This is a genomic window from Streptococcus sp. ST14 (assembly GCF_046098195.1).
In the GTDB taxonomy this organism is placed as follows: Bacteria; Bacillota; Bacilli; order Lactobacillales; family Streptococcaceae; genus Streptococcus.
In genome coordinates this window covers 18,274-33,463 of record NZ_JBJUSF010000028.1, presented here as the reverse complement: position 1 = coordinate 33,463, position 15,190 = coordinate 18,274, and the positions used below count along the sequence as shown (strand labels likewise).

Here is a 15,190-nt window from a genome sequence, read left to right as displayed (position 1 = left end):
CGAACACAGCAGTTAAGCCCTAGAACGCCGGAAGTAGTTGGGGGTTGCCCCCTGTGAGATATGGAAGTCGCTTAGCTTTTATCCGCCATAGCTCAGTTGGTAGTAGCGCATGACTGTTAATCATGATGTCGTAGGTTCGAGTCCTACTGGCGGAGTATAAATCGAAACGTTCAATTGAGCGTTTTTTTATTTATAAATATAGTGGACTGTTGAAATTTCAAATTTTAGTTTTTAAATCTATAATTACCTCTTTATTTTATTTTTAGTTCGTTTAGCTTTAAATTCTTCTTTTATAGAATTTGAAGCTTTTTTAGTTCCTTTTTTTGTTAGACTAGTGTTACTAATAAGAAAGGGAGTTTTTATATGCTTCAGAAATTTTATGATCGAGCATTTGTCTTTTTGAAACTAGTTGAACAAGAATATGCCTCTTTAGGCCAGAGTTGTTCAGAGTGGGAATCACTTCATCTACGTTTTTTACTATATTACTTAATCCGATTTAAAATTAAAAGTGATAGGGACTTTTCTCTATATCACTTTAGAACAGCTTATCGTTTATATCTAGATAAATTACTGCAAGGTGGTACAACTCTTATCCAATAGGAAGCATCTATATCATAATTACGAACGATAGTTGTAGCTAGTTTTTAAAAAATATAGAATTAGCTTATAATCAAAGGTTTTTATATTTAGAAATGAAAGAATTTCCAAATCTTTTCTACTGTTTCTTCTTGATAAAATAGTGTTTTTTTCTTATAATAAATTGTAAGATATAATTGTGGGTGAAATTCCTGCCATGTATATGAGAAAGGACGAGCTCCTAGTAGCTCAGACGAATTTTATTATGACTTCAGTTGTTGTTGTAGGTACCCAATGGGGTGATGAAGGTAAAGGGAAAATTACAGATTTTCTTTCTGCTAATGCAGAGGTAATTGCTCGTTATCAAGGTGGTGATAATGCTGGTCACACGATTGTGATCGATGGTAAGAAATTTAAGTTGCACTTGATACCATCTGGAATTTTCTTTCCTGAAAAAATCTCTGTTATTGGGAATGGGATGGTTGTAAACCCTAAATCTCTAGTAAAAGAGTTGAATTATCTTCATGAAGAAGGTGTGACAACAGATAATTTGCGCATTTCTGATCGTGCGCATGTTATTTTGCCTTATCACATTGAGTTGGATCGCTTGCAGGAAGAAGCTAAGGGTGACAATAAGATTGGTACTACAATCAAGGGAATCGGTCCAGCATATATGGACAAGGCTGCTCGTGTTGGAATTCGTATTGCGGATCTTTTGGATAAGGATATTTTCCGTGAACGTTTGGAACGCAATCTTGCGGAAAAGAATCGTTTGTTTGAAAAATTATATGATAGTATCCCTATTTCAGTTGATGATATTTTTGAAGAATATTATGAATATGGTCAACAAATTAAGCAATACGTGACAGATACATCCGTTATCTTGAACGATGCGCTTGATAATGGCAAACGTGTGCTGTTTGAAGGTGCGCAAGGTGTTATGCTAGATATTGACCAAGGTACGTATCCATTTGTTACGTCGTCAAACCCTGTCGCTGGTGGTGTGACAATTGGGTCTGGTGTTGGCCCAAGTAAGATTGACAAGGTTGTAGGTGTATGTAAAGCCTACACAAGTCGTGTAGGAGATGGACCTTTCCCAACTGAATTATTTGATGAAGTGGGAGATCGCATTCGCGAAGTAGGTCATGAATATGGTACAACAACTGGTCGTCCACGTCGCGTGGGTTGGTTTGACTCAGTTGTGATGCGTCACAGCCGCCGTGTATCTGGGATTACCAATCTTTCATTGAACTCTATAGATGTTTTGAGTGGTTTGGATACTGTGAAAATCTGTGTGGCCTATGATCTTGATGGTCAACGTATTGATTACTATCCTGCTAGTCTAGAGCAGTTGAAACGCTGCAAGCCAATCTACGAGGAATTGCCAGGTTGGTCAGAAGACATCACTGGAGTTCGTAATTTGGAAGATCTTCCTGAGAATGCACGCAACTATGTTCGTCGTGTAAGCGAATTGGTTGGTGTTCGCATTTCGACATTCTCAGTAGGTCCCGGTCGTGAACAAACTAATATTTTAGAAAGTGTTTGGTCATAGGAGATTTTTAAGATTAGTTTAAGACAGGTTGGGTATACTATAGACAGTTACAAGAAGACCTCCTAACTTGTTGTAACAAATATCCTAAACTTTTCTTTTTCATAATAATCTCCCTATTAAGTCACCGCATTCGGTGGCTTTTTTTGTGTTGAGAATCATGATATAATAATAAAATCGACAAGTAGGAAAAGAGAAGAACGATGAATTATACAGTTGAAGAAAAAGAAGCCTTTATGAGAGAGGCTTTGAGAGAGGCTGAGATTGCCTTAGAACACGATGAAATTCCAATTGGTTGTGTGATTGTCAAGGATGGAGAAATCATTGGTAGGGGGCATAATGCGCGCGAGGAGTTGCAACGGGCGGTTATGCATGCAGAAATCATGGCTATAGAGAATGCGAACGTGAGTGAAGAAAGTTGGCGCCTGCTTAATTGTACGCTTTTTGTGACCATTGAGCCTTGTGTCATGTGTAGCGGGGCGATTGGGCTAGCTCGTATACCAAAGGTGGTCTATGGGGCTAAAAATCAGAAATTTGGTGCAGCTGGAAGTTTGTACGATATTTTGACAGATGAGCGTCTCAATCATCGTGTAGAGGTAGAAACGGGAATTTTGGAAGATGACTGTGTAGCGATTATGCAGGACTTTTTCCGAAATCGACGGAAAAAATAATTTCTCTTTAAAAACCGAGGGGAATGTGGTATAATAAATAGTGGAGCAACAGTTCTGCGTGAAGCGGGTCAGGGGAGGAATCCAGCAGCCCTAAGCGATGTGAATTGTGTGCTCTTTTTTCGTGCACTTTAAAAACCCTTTAAAATCAACACTTTAAGGGTTTTTTGTTTGTCTTGTATAAGAAAAAGGGGCAGACGAGGGGCACAATTTAAAATTTTATCTTGTCTAACTTGCTAGATATGTCTGATACCATTTTTTGGGTAACGTGAGAATAAATCTCTAGTGTGGTCTTTGAGTCGCTATGCCCTACTCTGTCCATGATAGCAGTCAAGGGGATACCTAATTCAGCAAGTAGGGATATATGAGAGTGTCTGAACATATGTGTAGTGATATTCTTATCTATGCCAATTTTCTGGCCATGTCTTTTCAATGCACCAATAACCCGGGCATTTGTTATTGGCTCTCCTAAAGTATTTATAAAAATAAAGTCTGTATCAAATCCATTTGTCGCGTTCTCTATTATCTGCTCTTTGATGATGTCTAACACTTTTTGAGGTGCTGTTATAACCCTATCAGACTTGATTGTCTTTGGTGTAGTTCTCTCTTTTTGTCTGAAATCGTATGTATGTTTGATGTGAATGGTCTTTTTAGAAAAATCTATATCCTCCTTATAATTTAAAGCAGCAAGCTCTCCATATCGCATGCCAGTAAGAAAAAGAACTTTAGCTATTCGGATATACTTTGTGATTCGATAATCACAAAGGGCCTCTTCTTTTAAATTTTGGATGAACAACTTAAACTCTTTCTGATCTAAGTATTTTGTATTTTTCTTTCTGAGATCTTCAGTTGTAATTACCTTTCTAGGCATTTCAACAAATAGCATTTCATTTGTATCAATATAATTCATTCTGACAGCGAATTTCATTATCTGATTAAGCTTGAACTTGATTTTAGAAACATAGTTATGAGACCTTTCATCTTGTAATAGCTGATCTATCACTTTTTGTAATAATCGTCTATCAATGTTTCTAACTAAATAGTCGCCCTCTATCTGCTTTAAAATCTCTTTTTTAACATTCTTTGAAGCGTAGACGGTTGAGTTTTTAACACCGTGTTTCCAATTTTCCTCAAATTCCTCATATAGTTTTTCAAAAGTTATATCAGAAACAAAATGTTGTTTTTCTCCTAATTTTTGATTTATTTTCTCTTGTAACAAGATGGCAGCTTGATTTCTTGCCTGGGGAGTTTTCTTCTCCATGGTTACTGAAACTTTTTTTAATTTCTCAGTATATGGATCTTTGTATCGCTCAAAAAATTTGTATTTCCCGTTGGGAAGTTCTTCCATCCACATTGATTTTACCTCACTTTTTTGATAAAATGGGTATAGTAAAGAGGGCTTTTTAATGCCTTTTACTATACTGAACACCTCACACTCTCCTTGGCCAAAATTTGAGTGTGGGGATTTTTTATTTACGAATTATGAACGATAACGTCCAAGGCTCCCATGATCCGTTGAGCGTTTTCAACTGCTTCTTTGTACTCTTTCGAAGTGTTCTTTACTGGTTTTTTTATCAAGTCAATGAATATGACTGGTTTGGTGAAGTCGTTTGAGGTCACACGGACTGTCATGTTCAAAATTTTTGTAGTTGATTTTCGTTTAGATACGATACCGCCTGCGACAGCACCAATCGCTCCAAACATAGCGCCTGCAACCAAAGCTTGACCAACACCACCCGAAACAACAGTCTGATTATTTACAATCAATTCATAGGATACTAAATCCTCGAATGAATACCAATCAGTGTCATTCTTATCTTTCTTTACCAATGACGGTATTAACGATAACCCCATTGTACTAACCGCAAGTGTAGCTTTTACTGAGCCTTTAATTGCTCCACCAACTAGACCAGATGAGCCTTTTGCTTTTTGGGCACCGTGGATGCGATAAGTGCGATTGTACCTATCAATTTCAAGCGGTCCGACTTTGTCCGTTTTTCTACTTCGTGGAGCAGGAGATGGAGAAGCCGGTTTATCGACTGGCTGAGCTTGTTCGGTTGGTTCTTGGTTAGCAATAGAATAACCGCAATTTGAACAGAACTTGTAACCCTCTACTGGATTGCCACATTCAGGACAAAATTTCATAATAACCTCCAAAACAATAACTATTTAAAAATCTTTTATACTCTTTTTTTCTTACCCATAGCCAACGAGGTTATGGGTTTTTATTTTTCTTAATACCTCGCTACAATGTACCAGCTATCACATCTGCTTTTAGCATTACACAACAATATCATAATATTGTTGTAAGATATTATTCCCTTGTTTGTATTTTGTAACGAGGTCAATAGCTACTCGTCGTTGCTGTTGATCGTCCAATAAATGTTCGTTATAGCTCAATATCCGATAATGAACAAAATCAACTAATCGATTAAAAAGGGCGTTATCGCTGATTGTATTTGCTTGTTTAATTTGCTCGTATGAGTGCTTGTTTTTGAGGTGCCAGACCATGCGCTCATTATTGATGTAAAAGAGAGAGGCCATGGTGTTAGCTTCTATTTCTAGCGGATTACTCTGATAGTTGTTAGCGCAAGCGAGGGCGACCTCATCAGAACGACCTGTACTGAAATGGGCTGCGATGTGGGCTAATTCATGCAAAATAGTAAAGATAATCCGTCTTTTGATATGTGTTTGATTGATATAAACAAGGTACTTTTCTTTTTCTTTGCTATAAATGGTAAAGCCGTCATTGTGTTTACAGATGATATCATCCAAGTAAGTAACATCTGGATTATTGACAAGCCCTCGATATTTAATGTATTCAGAACTAAGTAGACCGGCTGAAGGGAGCATAGGAAACGGGTCCTTTTCAAAGAAGATAAAATGAAGGTTGTAAGTCTGTTCAAAGTAACGGATGATGTGCTGAAAAGTAACTTGTTCAAGTGAAATATTATTCTGTCGAGACGCTGCTTCGATCACCGGGACAGCGTAATCCCAGTGTTGGATGTACTGTCTACGGGAAATAATTTCTCTAGCCATAATTACCTCCACTTACTGTCATCGTCCATCAGGGTTTTAGCAGTTACCATCAAGCTTTCAATCGCCTTGTTAAAACGAACCTTTTCTTCCTCGGTCATGTTCTGGGTCTGATTTCTGAACGCTGCGACAAGTTCGGTCTCAGCTGGACCAAGATATTCATTTGCCTTGTCATCTTTTGCAATAGTCGGATTATCCGTACGTCCGAGCAGGTAGTCGGTAGATACGTTGAAGTAGTTAGCAATTTCTGCGATACGTTCAGCATTTGGCGTAGAGTTTTTTATCTTATACAGTGTATTTCTGCCATAACCCAAGTCTTCTTCGACTTGTCCAAGAGCTTTTCCACGCTTTTTTGCTAATTCTTTAATTTTTTCAAATGTCTCAAACATTGTTAAATCAACCTTTCTAAGACATTACAAAAAAATTTAACAAATTTGGTGTAAAAAGGTTGACTAATTATCCCAAAAGGTGTAAAATGTTTTTTGTAAGTAAGTTACAACTAAAAAAACAACTAAGAAAATAAATCATAAAAAATGTTTTGGCGAACGGTATTTATAGATTTATCATTGTTTTTATTATGCTTTCATTTTAGCCGATTTGGTGTGAGTTGTCAAGTGTAATGCAGAAAAATAGTTAAAATTTTAGTTGTTTCTTATTTACAAATTAGTAAAGAGGGAGGGACGTATATGCCAGATATCGCAAATGGTCGTGAAAGAGTTAATGCTTTCTTGAAAGAGAAAGGGATCAAAAAAGCAACTCTAGCGGTTGCTTACGGCTTTAAGCGACAGGAAGTGACAAACATTCTAAGTGGAACAACAAAAGGTCCACGAGCGAACAGTTTTATTCTTCAGGTGATTGAAGATTACGGGATTGAGTAGCACAAAAAAGCACCTAACAGAAGTCAGGCGCTAATCAAAATAACTAACTGAATTATAACACGAAAGGAGCAAAAATGGAAGCAGTTGAAATTGTAAGAATTAAAGATGTGATCATTGAAAAAGTCTCTGCTAATGATGAAGAATTGGAACACATCTTTGGATGCTCAAAGCGACAAGCGGGAGACATGAGACGCGAGATGAAGAAGCTACCTAGCCAACAGAAGCATCTTAGGAATGATGGGCAACTTGTAACTATTAAAGGTTTTGACAAATATCTGCAATATCGTGGGACTCAAGCTTGGGAAAAAGAAATGGTGAAAAGCAAGAAAATGAGGTCAGTCGGATGAACCTACTAGCAAGAATTAAAAACTACTTTTCGGAAGAGGTCGAAGAAACCAATCTGGACTGGAGAGTGGTCGCTCTGGATCTCAATCAATCACTGATTGAAACACAAGAAAAACTTCAAAATACCAATCAGCGTATTGCTGATCTTGAAAACATTGTGGCAATCTATAAAGAAAAGGAGAACGTAAAATGATGGAATACATTTACCTGGTAACAATCGTAGGAATCGCGCTCTGGTCTCTGGTAAATAAGCTGGATGATCACGCTGAAATGAAGCAGAAAGAGCGTCAGCTGATAGCTAACAATGTCGCACGCATGAACCTGAGAAATTCAGATAAACAATTTACGTACGACGTGCAACCGCCTGTAGGACTCGCAAAATGTGTAGAAGAAGGAGTTTAAAATGGTCCGAAATAAATTGACAGATTTAACCAATACTCTTTTTGCTCAGTTGGAAACATTGGACGACAGGGATCTTACTGCAGATGAATTAAAGACCGAGCTTCAACGATCAAAACAGATGGTCGCAATCTCGGGTCAAATCTTACAAGCCGGCCAGTTGGTGCTAGATGCCGAAAAATTCAAAGACAAGGTAGGTGAAGTCAATGCCCCGATCGCTTTGCTGGAAGGATGAGTACACGGAGTATATGCATAAAATTTGCCTTGGTCGATTAACTCCTGAAGTAACCAGGTTACTAAATGAGAAATTTGGGACGAATTACAACAAGACTCAAATAGGCGGCGTACGCAAACGCCTTGGATTACCAGTTGGGAAAATCTATCAAGGTCGATTGCTGACGAGGGAGCAACATGATTATCTTGTGTCAATTCAAAAAAATAAGATTTCTCGTGATGTCGCAAATGAAATGAATCAAAAATTTGGCTTATCACTAACTGAGAAACAGATTAAGAGTTATCGGAGAAATAATAATCTACACAGTGGTTTGACGGGAAGATTCGAGAAAGGTCAGACTCCCCACAATAAGGGGAAGAAATACCCCAATATGCCAAAAAACAGCGGGCAGTTCAAAAAAGGTAATCGACCTCCGAATTATGTACCTGTAGGAACTATCAACTATACAACAGACGGTTATCCAAAAGAAAAGATTGGAGAACCTAATCAATGGGTTTTGAAACACCGCAAGGTCTGGGAGGAACATCATGGCCCGATACCAAAAGGGTACTCAATCGTTTTCCTGGATGGTGACAAAACAAACTATGATATTTCAAATCTGGCATGTTTATCTAAAAATGAAATCGCTAGAATGAATCAAAATCATCTATTTACGTCCAACGCTGATTTGACTAAATCTGGTATTGGACTAACAAAACTTACAAACAAAATCAGAGAGGTAGAAAAAATGGCTAGTTTATACGAACTGACAGGTCAGTTTCTGACAATTTATCAAATGGATATTGATGACGAAACAAAAACGGACACGCTTGAGGCTATCGATTGGCAAGAACAATTCGAACAGAAAGCAGAAGGGTATGCCCATGTTATCAAGAATCTAGAAGCCGACGTGGCCATGTACAAGGCTGAGGAAGAGAGCTTCAAAGCGAAGAAACAGGCGGCACAGAAAAAGCTGGATTATGTCAAGAACAACATTATGACAGTTATGAATGTCACGGGGCAAACCGAAGTTAAGAGCGGTGCTCTTACTATAAAAATTGCTAAGAATCCAGAATCAGTTAAGGTCAACGAAGACGACCTTCCGAAAAAATATTTTACAAAAAAAGTGACGCTTGCGCCGGACAAAAAAACACTCAAAGAGTTGCTTAAATCTGGCAAGAAAGTCAAAGGAGCCGAGCTCATTAGAACGGAAAAGTTGGTGATTAAGTAATGAAATTGATGAATAAAACACGAGTAACAGATTCACTAGCAGTTGTGATTGGACCGGAATCAATTGAAGTACTTGTTACTGAAGGTTTTCTATTCGATGTTGCGATTCGTTTTGTGAAAGTGGATGAAGCAAATCTTGATCAGGGAAATGAAAAGCCAGTATTCACTCCGGAATACAAGCTTGTCACAGTCGCTAAATATAAGGAAAAACCTATCTTTGAATCGGAGGAAGATATTCGAAAATTTGAGAAGCAAGCAAAAGAAGTTGAATCGCTATTTGCTTTTGCAAAAGTGAATAAACAAAATTGGTTTAACACGGCCCTTTATCCAGGAGTGCTAACGGAGAAAGTTGGTGTTTGATGAAAATTTTAGCAATTGATCCATCAAGCAACAAAATTGAAACAAGCACAACAGGAATTGTACTCTTGGATAATGCGAAGCTGGTTGACTATTGGGTAGTACCTTATGGTGGTCAAAATTTTAAAACTTGGTTTAAGAAAATCGGCCGGAGTCTTGAATTCGACATTGTGGTCGTTGAAAAATTTGAGGTTAGGGACAATGATTATTCCAGAGACAACTCGGTTGTAGAAACTATTGCAGCCATTGAGCTATGCTATCCGAATTTGGTTCTGCAACGAAACGCAGGTTATCAGACAGATATACCAAATGACTTGCTGAAAGCTCTTGGGCTGTGGAACTTTGACAAGAGCCATCACAATGATGTGAGGGCAGCAGCAAGGCTCGGGCTCTTCTATGCCCAACGGAATGACATCGAGGAGGTGATTGTAGACATTGGCAATCGAATTACGCAAATGGCAAGCTGAAGCAGTTAAACGAAGCGACCGTAATTGCCCTGGGATTTTCCTTGAGGCATATGGGGGGCGTGGTAAGACCATCTGTGCTTTTGAAATAGCAAAGCACAAAGGAGCAAAAAAGGTCCTGGTTATCAATAATCGGTTGGCCATTCTGGATGGCTGGAGTAGTACCTATCAAAATTTAGGCTATAATACTGATTTTGAATTAGAAACCATGACGGACCGCAGATTGCAGAACAGACTTGCAAGCGGTGAGTCTATTGAGTGCGATGTGTTCATTATTGACGAGTGGCAGAATATGTCTAGCGATTCCAACGTGAAGGCCTATCGCAAGGTCAAACGTGGCTATACAGTTGGACTATCTGCAACCCCGATCAGGAAGAAGGGGCAAAACTTCTATCCGCTTGAAAAAAACATTTTTTGGAATGGCTGATCCTAATCAAAGGGAAAACTGGCAACTAGCTCACGGCAAGATGAAGTATTCCAAGTTCAGCTATTCTAAGCAAGAGTGGGATGACTTCCGAGATTATGAAAGCTATGTAAGTAATCTGCCCAACTTCTTCCGCTGGGAAGAAGTAGAAACTATTGAGGAAGCCGAAGAAAACAACGGATTTGAGGTTGTCTTTGAACCTATCTGGTGTCTAACAGCTAACCCGAACGAATTGGAACAATTTAGGAAATTGAATATTGTTGGAAAAGATGGTAAGTACGCCATGGCCAAACAAACATTTGGTCGAAAGACTTTTGAACGATATTTAATCCAGACAGGATTTGAGGTTGACTTTCCGAAGTTGAAGGCTGTCAATGCAGATACTCCAATGCTACTTCAATTGGATCTTCTACTAGCAAGTAGGACAGAAATGTTGATAGTTAGCAAATCCAAGCAGATTGTAGAGGTCATCAGAGAGCGGCACCCGGAAATTGGTATTTGGACTGGAGACAAGAAGGACTCTCTTGAACAGACAAATGTGGTTGCTACAAGCCAGGTTTTGGGTGTAGGAGTTGATGGCCTTCAGCATAAATTTAAAACTATTGTGGTCTTAGACCCCGTTAATCCATCTGATGGAGATTATGACGATTATCGCCAACTTTTATGGCGAGTAACAGGCAGCCGTCAACAACATGATGTGCGTGTCATTGAATTTTATTTTTAAGGAGAAACAAATGCGAATTAAAAAAATTATCAGTCAATACCGAAGAGATTTCACAGCAGAATATGAATGTGAACATTGTGGCTTCATGAAAACTAATAGCGGATATGATGACGCAAACTTTCATAATAACGTGGTCCCAAATATGGAATGCGAGAAATGTGGAAAGAAAGCAGATTCTAATTACAGACCTCTTGCTCCAAAATACCCAGAAGATTATCAAATTTAAGGAGAATCAAAATGAAACTTTCAAGTGATTATATTGTAATGCGTGACAAACAAAGCGGGCACTTTTTAAATGAACTCAAGAACAATCGTTCTTCATTAGCTACCAAGGCCAGTTTTGTAGACGATATTCGAGGTGCTCTTACAATGCCATACAATTCTTATCTCGAACAGAAAACAGCGGTAAAATCATTGGCCAAAGTACACGGATTGGAGATTATTCGGGTTAAGGCTACATTTGAACTTACTTATCCAAATGGTGGCGATGTTCAAAAAATCGAGCGTCAAAATATTAAGCCTGATTTGTTTGATCTATTGAGAAGTTTATAAAGGGGAACTGTATGGTAACAAAACAACAATCCCCAATCTTTGTCACTTTACAGAGCATCCAGCAGAGTTTAGTTGCTCCCAAAGGACAGTATAACAGTTTTGGGAAGTACAGCTATCGAAGCGCAGAGGACATCTTAGAAGCGCTGAAGCCAATCTTACAGGAACATGATGCAGTGTTGATTTTGCAAGATGGAATTGTGCAAATCGGTGACAGGTACTATGTTGAAGCAACTGCGACTCTTTATGCAGTTGGTGAAACTATTGGGACTACAGCCTATGCTAGAGAAGATGATAGCAAAAAAGGGATGGATGGTAGTCAAGTTACAGGTGCTGCATCCAGCTACGCCCGAAAATACGCCCTAAACGGACTTTTTATGATCGATGACAATAAGGATCCTGACACGGATGAATATCATAATCAGAATAGCCAAGCAGGCCGTACGTCGCAAAAACCAGCTCAAAAAACAAATAGCCAGCAAAAGCAACCGGCTAATGCTCCAGCTAAAAGTAACGGAGCCAAAACAATTACAGGAGCACAGGCTAAAACCATTCGGACAGAACTCAAAAATATGGCTGAAGCTACAGGGAGTCCTGCTGCAACAATTGGAAAATGGTTCATCGATAAAATGGGTGTTGATAAACCTGAAAGCATTCCAGCTGATCGATTGAAGGAAGCTCAGAAGATTATCGCAGATGCGAAGAAAGCAAGAGGTATTGAGTAATGGGATATACGGAACTGGGGCGCAAACGTCCGATTGAATTACAGATTGATTATTATGATAAGATCCTAGTCTATCAGCATCAAGGTGAGATTTGGGGTGTATGTTATAAGCACGGAGAAATTGATTGTGTTTACAACTACACTAAGAACGATTTCTTTTGGCTTGAAATTTCAGATATGTCCTTAAAAGAAATTGTTACTAAAATTATCAAGCCTTTGAAGAGAAATAACCCTGGATTATACTCATTTCATGAGAGTACGTTCAGTAGAATTTTGGAGGTAATAAAATAATGATTAACAATGCTGTACTTGTTGGGCGCATGACCCGTGATGCTGAACTCCGCTATACACCGCAAAATGTAGCAGTTGCGACTTTTACTCTTGCAGTAAACCGTACATTCAAGAGTCAAAATGGCGAACGCGAGGCTGACTTTATCAACTGCGTTATGTGGCGCCAACAAGCCGAAAATCTTGCAAACTGGGCTAAAAAAGGCTCACTTATCGGGGTGACAGGCCGTATTCAGACTCGTAGTTACGATAACCAGCAAGGACAACGTGTCTACGTGACAGAAGTCGTGGCTGAGAATTTCCAAATGTTGGAAAGTCGTAATCAACAAAGTTCGAATGATACATTTGGGAATGACAACCCGATGGATATTCAAGACGACGATTTACCATTCTAAGGAGTTACTAAATGGGAATGAAAGAACATGCCTTGGCTTATCAAAAAAAAGGATTTTCGGTTATTCCTATTAGTCCTTCAAATAAGCAACCGATGATCAAATTTGCTGATAAACCAGCTATGACTGCGCAAGAAATTGAGGATTTTTGGAGTCAGTATCCGGATAGCAACATTGCTGTTCGGACTGATAAATTCTTCGTTATCGATGTGGACCTGCACGGAAAGGCTAATGGCTATGAGAGTCTGGCTAATTGGGAGCATCTGAACTTGATAACTCCAACACTGCAGGCAAAGACAGCTAGTGGCGGTAAACATATTTTTTATTTTAAACATCCTGATGTGTCCATGACCCAGATGATTGGATTTCTGCCTGGTGTGGATATCAAAGCACATCCAAATAATTACGTACTGGTTGCTCCGTCTAAAACTTCCAAAGGTGTCTATGCTTGGGACAAGAAAAAGTCCAAAGAGGGTGGCACTATGGTCACGGCTAGTCGATCTCTTGTAATGGCCATCAAGAAGGAATACAACAAAAAGAACTCTGGTAGTGACCTGGATAATATCTACTATCAAATCAGCAAAGGTGCTGGCAAACGAAACAGAACAACCGAATTATTTGAAATGGTTGTTCTAGGCTTCGGAGATGAAGGCAGCAGAAATGATACACTTGCAAAATTTGTAGGCGGACTCTTGAGCAGGTCAGTGGAGCCGAACTGTATACTGCAACTAGCAGAAACAGCCAATAACAATTCAGTAGAACCTCTTAGTCACAAAGAATTAAGTAGGACTGTCGAATCGATGATCAAGAAACACATGAGGGGGGGTGACCATAATAGGTGATGTTACGAATATTTCAATCAAGCAGTTTTCGCGTCGGAAAAAGAAAATTTTGAATGACGAAGGTGAACAGATTGAAATCGAATCTATTGTGGCTGACAGCCCCAGAAATGTATTACTTGCTATGAAAAGTGACAGTAAGCTCAATGATTTTCTCCGGCACAATGAATTTACTGGGGAACACGAAATTGTGGAGGACGTAAAACTGGATGCTATCCAGTTGAGGAAGGGGCAGCTACCTTCTGCCTTTGAATCCTATTTGAGCGTTTACTTAGAAAATCACTTCAAGACAGTTTTCAAGGCTGGAGCATTAAGGGATGGTATTGAAGCATTTTTTGCAGAAAAAACCTACAATCCGGTTAAAGAATATATGGAAAATGCTTATGAGTCATGGGATCATAAAGAACGACTTGCCCAGGTATTTCAAACTTGGTTAGGTGCCGAGGACAGTATTTTCGTTCAAAAAATAGCCGTCATGTTCTTTGTTGGGGCCGTCTCCAAGGTTTTTAATCCATGGGTTAAATTTGACTACACGCTCGATTTGGTCGGTGGTCAAGGTGCTGGTAAGACCACTTTCTTGCAAAAAATAGCCGTCGATTGGTATACAGATTCAGCTAAGGATTTTATGGACAAAGATAACTATGAGATTATGCTGAAATCGCTGATCGTCAATGACGACGAGATGGTCGCTTCCAGAAAGACTACTTTTGACGAACTCAAGGCTTTTGTGACCAAGACGGAACTTTCCTTCCGTCGGTCCTATGGTCGCAGATCTGAGAAATTTCCGAAAAACTTTGTTATTGCTAGAACTAGTAATAAAATCGAATACCTGGGTGACAAAACTGGTGAGCGGCGCTTTCTGCCTGTGCTGGTGGATGCAGGCCAGCAGTTTGTAAAACCTTTCGATATGACAGAGAATGATGTGCTCCAGCTTTGGGGTGAAGCAGTGGCTATCTACAAAAAAGGATTTATGCTTACCTTTGATGATGAGTTCGAAAATGAGCTTGCGGTCTATAAGGAGCGATTCACTTATAAAGATGAGGCAGAATCACAGGTCTATGATTATCTTGAAATGCTGGTTCCAGAAGAGTGGGAAGACTTTTCAGTTTCTCAGCAATATCAATATACCTGGTGCTACTTCAATGATGGCAGCTATCGCAATGAGTCCGGTCTGCTGTATGAAGGTGTGAAGCTTCAATCGAGTGTGTCTGCCAAACAGATATTAAAGAATGTCTTTGATATCGATAGCGCGAGAGGTGAAAAGATTGCTAGGAAGATCAAGTTGATTATGGACAATAATCAGGATTGGGAATACAAAATAAAGAAGGTTAAAGGGAAGACGCTACGTGCATATTTTAGAAAAAATATACAGACAGAAGTGATGTAACCTTAGTGAAAGTGATGTAACCTTTTAGGCAAAAAACGGTCAAAAATCGTGTTTCGGTTACATCAGGTTACATCATTGATGTAACCGCAGGAAAAGTCAGTTATATCAATGGTTTGAGTGCTGTTTTTGATAAAATTTTAAAAAAGT

Annotated in this window: 22 protein-coding genes, 1 tRNA gene, 1 other RNA gene and 1 pseudogene; 21 read left to right on the top strand and 4 right to left on the bottom strand. The window is 39.0% G+C overall.

Annotated features, from left to right (window positions below):
- The first annotated feature begins 81 nt into the window (after nt 1-81).
- From ACIY19_RS09025 to ffs, 5 genes are all read left to right on the top strand, one after another.
- Nucleotides 82-155 (top strand) — tRNA-Asn (locus ACIY19_RS09025).
- Between the two features lie 208 nt (nt 156-363).
- On the top strand, nt 364-600 hold the full coding sequence (gene comW, locus ACIY19_RS09020) for a sigma(X)-activator ComW (protein WP_000939512.1): 237 nt from the start codon (nt 364-366) through the stop codon (nt 598-600).
- Nucleotides 601-841: 241 nt separating this feature from the next.
- Nucleotides 842-2,128 (top strand): adenylosuccinate synthase, encoded by a 1,287-nt coding sequence (locus ACIY19_RS09015; protein ID WP_409003233.1) that lies wholly within the window; start codon nt 842-844, stop codon nt 2,126-2,128.
- A 200-nt stretch (nt 2,129-2,328) separates the two neighbouring features.
- A complete protein-coding gene (gene tadA / locus ACIY19_RS09010) occupies nt 2,329-2,796 on the top strand; it encodes a tRNA adenosine(34) deaminase TadA (RefSeq protein ID WP_001110102.1) in 468 nt (155 codons plus the stop codon).
- A 32-nt stretch (nt 2,797-2,828) separates the two neighbouring features.
- Nucleotides 2,829-2,922, top strand: an RNA gene (gene ffs / locus ACIY19_RS09005) — signal recognition particle sRNA small type.
- An 82-nt stretch (nt 2,923-3,004) separates the two neighbouring features.
- On the opposite strand, the gene ACIY19_RS09000 is transcribed toward ffs, so the two are convergent.
- The 4 genes from ACIY19_RS09000 to ACIY19_RS08985 all read right to left on the bottom strand — a co-directional run bounded on the left by ACIY19_RS09000 (nt 3,005) and on the right by ACIY19_RS08985 (nt 6,218).
- A complete protein-coding gene (locus ACIY19_RS09000; RefSeq protein WP_409003232.1) occupies nt 3,005-4,222 on the bottom strand; it encodes a tyrosine-type recombinase/integrase in 1,218 nt (405 codons plus the stop codon).
- Between the two features lie 44 nt (nt 4,223-4,266).
- Nucleotides 4,267-4,938, bottom strand: a complete 672-nt coding sequence (locus ACIY19_RS08995) for a zinc ribbon domain-containing protein (protein WP_409003231.1) — start codon at nt 4,936-4,938, stop codon at nt 4,267-4,269.
- A 135-nt stretch (nt 4,939-5,073) separates the two neighbouring features.
- Nucleotides 5,074-5,832: an ImmA/IrrE family metallo-endopeptidase gene (locus ACIY19_RS08990; protein WP_409003230.1), complete on the bottom strand. Its 759-nt coding sequence runs from the start codon at nt 5,830-5,832 to the stop codon at nt 5,074-5,076.
- A gap of 2 nt (nt 5,833-5,834) precedes the next feature.
- Complete coding sequence (locus ACIY19_RS08985; RefSeq protein WP_007518712.1) at nt 5,835-6,218, bottom strand: helix-turn-helix domain-containing protein; 384 nt, start codon at nt 6,216-6,218, stop codon at nt 5,835-5,837.
- A 297-nt stretch (nt 6,219-6,515) separates the two neighbouring features.
- On the opposite strand from ACIY19_RS08985, the gene ACIY19_RS08980 reads away from it, so the two are divergent.
- The 16 genes and pseudogenes from ACIY19_RS08980 (at nt 6,516) to ACIY19_RS08905 (ending at nt 15,043) form a co-directional block, all read left to right on the top strand.
- A complete protein-coding gene (locus ACIY19_RS08980; RefSeq protein ID WP_001112860.1) occupies nt 6,516-6,707 on the top strand; it encodes a DNA-binding protein in 192 nt (63 codons plus the stop codon).
- A gap of 74 nt (nt 6,708-6,781) precedes the next feature.
- Nucleotides 6,782-7,054 (top strand): hypothetical protein, encoded by a 273-nt coding sequence (locus ACIY19_RS08975; RefSeq protein ID WP_409003229.1) that lies wholly within the window; start codon nt 6,782-6,784, stop codon nt 7,052-7,054.
- Nucleotides 7,051-7,245: a hypothetical protein gene (locus ACIY19_RS08970; protein WP_409003228.1), complete on the top strand. Its 195-nt coding sequence runs from the start codon at nt 7,051-7,053 to the stop codon at nt 7,243-7,245. The genes ACIY19_RS08975 and ACIY19_RS08970 overlap by 4 nt, the downstream gene beginning before the upstream one ends.
- Nucleotides 7,242-7,454, top strand: coding sequence for a hypothetical protein (locus ACIY19_RS08965; RefSeq protein ID WP_409003227.1), 213 nt, complete (start codon nt 7,242-7,244; stop codon nt 7,452-7,454). Before ACIY19_RS08970 ends, ACIY19_RS08965 begins: the two co-directional genes overlap by 4 nt.
- A 1-nt stretch (nt 7,455) precedes the next feature.
- On the top strand, nt 7,456-7,686 hold the full coding sequence (locus ACIY19_RS08960) for a hypothetical protein (RefSeq protein ID WP_409003226.1): 231 nt from the start codon (nt 7,456-7,458) through the stop codon (nt 7,684-7,686).
- Nucleotides 7,658-8,896 (top strand): siphovirus Gp157 family protein, encoded by a 1,239-nt coding sequence (locus ACIY19_RS08955; RefSeq protein WP_409003225.1) that lies wholly within the window; start codon nt 7,658-7,660, stop codon nt 8,894-8,896. The genes ACIY19_RS08960 and ACIY19_RS08955 overlap by 29 nt, the downstream gene beginning before the upstream one ends.
- Nucleotides 8,896-9,255 carry a hypothetical protein gene (locus ACIY19_RS08950; protein ID WP_409003224.1) on the top strand — a complete coding sequence of 120 codons (360 nt, stop codon included), beginning with the start codon at nt 8,896-8,898 and terminating at the stop codon, nt 9,253-9,255. The genes ACIY19_RS08955 and ACIY19_RS08950 overlap by 1 nt, the downstream gene beginning before the upstream one ends.
- Nucleotides 9,255-9,719 (top strand): hypothetical protein, encoded by a 465-nt coding sequence (locus tag ACIY19_RS08945; RefSeq protein ID WP_195217169.1) that lies wholly within the window; start codon nt 9,255-9,257, stop codon nt 9,717-9,719. Before ACIY19_RS08950 ends, ACIY19_RS08945 begins: the two co-directional genes overlap by 1 nt.
- Nucleotides 9,688-10,864, top strand: a pseudogene (locus ACIY19_RS08940) (DEAD/DEAH box helicase family protein). The gene ACIY19_RS08945 and the pseudogene ACIY19_RS08940 overlap by 32 nt, the downstream one beginning before the upstream one ends.
- Before the next feature lie 10 nt (nt 10,865-10,874).
- Complete coding sequence (locus ACIY19_RS08935; RefSeq protein WP_084911786.1) at nt 10,875-11,090, top strand: hypothetical protein; 216 nt, start codon at nt 10,875-10,877, stop codon at nt 11,088-11,090.
- An 11-nt stretch (nt 11,091-11,101) separates the two neighbouring features.
- Nucleotides 11,102-11,416, top strand: a complete 315-nt coding sequence (locus tag ACIY19_RS08930; RefSeq protein ID WP_409003223.1) for a hypothetical protein — start codon at nt 11,102-11,104, stop codon at nt 11,414-11,416.
- 11 nt (nt 11,417-11,427) lie between these two features.
- On the top strand, nt 11,428-12,138 hold the full coding sequence (locus ACIY19_RS08925; RefSeq protein WP_007518735.1) for an ERF family protein: 711 nt from the start codon (nt 11,428-11,430) through the stop codon (nt 12,136-12,138).
- A complete protein-coding gene (locus ACIY19_RS08920; RefSeq protein WP_007518737.1) occupies nt 12,138-12,428 on the top strand; it encodes a hypothetical protein in 291 nt (96 codons plus the stop codon). Before ACIY19_RS08925 ends, ACIY19_RS08920 begins: the two co-directional genes overlap by 1 nt.
- Complete coding sequence (gene ssb / locus ACIY19_RS08915) at nt 12,428-12,820, top strand: single-stranded DNA-binding protein (protein WP_007518739.1); 393 nt, start codon at nt 12,428-12,430, stop codon at nt 12,818-12,820. Before ACIY19_RS08920 ends, ssb begins: the two co-directional genes overlap by 1 nt.
- An 11-nt stretch (nt 12,821-12,831) precedes the next feature.
- Nucleotides 12,832-13,659, top strand: coding sequence for a bifunctional DNA primase/polymerase (locus ACIY19_RS08910; RefSeq protein ID WP_409003222.1), 828 nt, complete (start codon nt 12,832-12,834; stop codon nt 13,657-13,659).
- Nucleotides 13,643-15,043: a VapE domain-containing protein gene (locus tag ACIY19_RS08905; protein WP_409003221.1), complete on the top strand. Its 1,401-nt coding sequence runs from the start codon at nt 13,643-13,645 to the stop codon at nt 15,041-15,043. Before ACIY19_RS08910 ends, ACIY19_RS08905 begins: the two co-directional genes overlap by 17 nt.
- The last annotated feature ends 147 nt before the right edge of the window (nt 15,044-15,190 follow it).

Coding starts and splice junctions, on each gene's coding strand:
- ACIY19_RS08970 (WP_409003228.1), top strand. CDS start 7,051: ATGAACCTACTAGCAAGAATTAAAAACTACTTTTCGGAAGAGGTCGAA.
- ACIY19_RS09015 (WP_409003233.1), top strand. CDS start 842: ATGACTTCAGTTGTTGTTGTAGGTACCCAATGGGGTGATGAAGGTAAA.
- ACIY19_RS08910 (WP_409003222.1), top strand. CDS start 12,832: ATGGGAATGAAAGAACATGCCTTGGCTTATCAAAAAAAAGGATTTTCG.
- ACIY19_RS08990 (WP_409003230.1), bottom strand. CDS start 5,832: ATGGCTAGAGAAATTATTTCCCGTAGACAGTACATCCAACACTGGGAT.
- ACIY19_RS08945 (WP_195217169.1), top strand. CDS start 9,255: ATGAAAATTTTAGCAATTGATCCATCAAGCAACAAAATTGAAACAAGC.
- ACIY19_RS08920 (WP_007518737.1), top strand. CDS start 12,138: ATGGGATATACGGAACTGGGGCGCAAACGTCCGATTGAATTACAGATT.
- tadA (WP_001110102.1), top strand. CDS start 2,329: ATGAATTATACAGTTGAAGAAAAAGAAGCCTTTATGAGAGAGGCTTTG.
- ACIY19_RS08960 (WP_409003226.1), top strand. CDS start 7,456: ATGGTCCGAAATAAATTGACAGATTTAACCAATACTCTTTTTGCTCAG.
- comW (WP_000939512.1), top strand. CDS start 364: ATGCTTCAGAAATTTTATGATCGAGCATTTGTCTTTTTGAAACTAGTT.
- ACIY19_RS08925 (WP_007518735.1), top strand. CDS start 11,428: ATGGTAACAAAACAACAATCCCCAATCTTTGTCACTTTACAGAGCATC.
- ACIY19_RS08955 (WP_409003225.1), top strand. CDS start 7,658: ATGCCCCGATCGCTTTGCTGGAAGGATGAGTACACGGAGTATATGCAT.
- ACIY19_RS08985 (WP_007518712.1), bottom strand. CDS start 6,218: ATGTTTGAGACATTTGAAAAAATTAAAGAATTAGCAAAAAAGCGTGGA.
- ACIY19_RS08975 (WP_409003229.1), top strand. CDS start 6,782: ATGGAAGCAGTTGAAATTGTAAGAATTAAAGATGTGATCATTGAAAAA.
- ACIY19_RS08980 (WP_001112860.1), top strand. CDS start 6,516: ATGCCAGATATCGCAAATGGTCGTGAAAGAGTTAATGCTTTCTTGAAA.
- ssb (WP_007518739.1), top strand. CDS start 12,428: ATGATTAACAATGCTGTACTTGTTGGGCGCATGACCCGTGATGCTGAA.
- ACIY19_RS08930 (WP_409003223.1), top strand. CDS start 11,102: ATGAAACTTTCAAGTGATTATATTGTAATGCGTGACAAACAAAGCGGG.
- ACIY19_RS08935 (WP_084911786.1), top strand. CDS start 10,875: ATGCGAATTAAAAAAATTATCAGTCAATACCGAAGAGATTTCACAGCA.
- ACIY19_RS08965 (WP_409003227.1), top strand. CDS start 7,242: ATGATGGAATACATTTACCTGGTAACAATCGTAGGAATCGCGCTCTGG.
- ACIY19_RS08995 (WP_409003231.1), bottom strand. CDS start 4,938: ATGAAATTTTGTCCTGAATGTGGCAATCCAGTAGAGGGTTACAAGTTC.
- ACIY19_RS08950 (WP_409003224.1), top strand. CDS start 8,896: ATGAAATTGATGAATAAAACACGAGTAACAGATTCACTAGCAGTTGTG.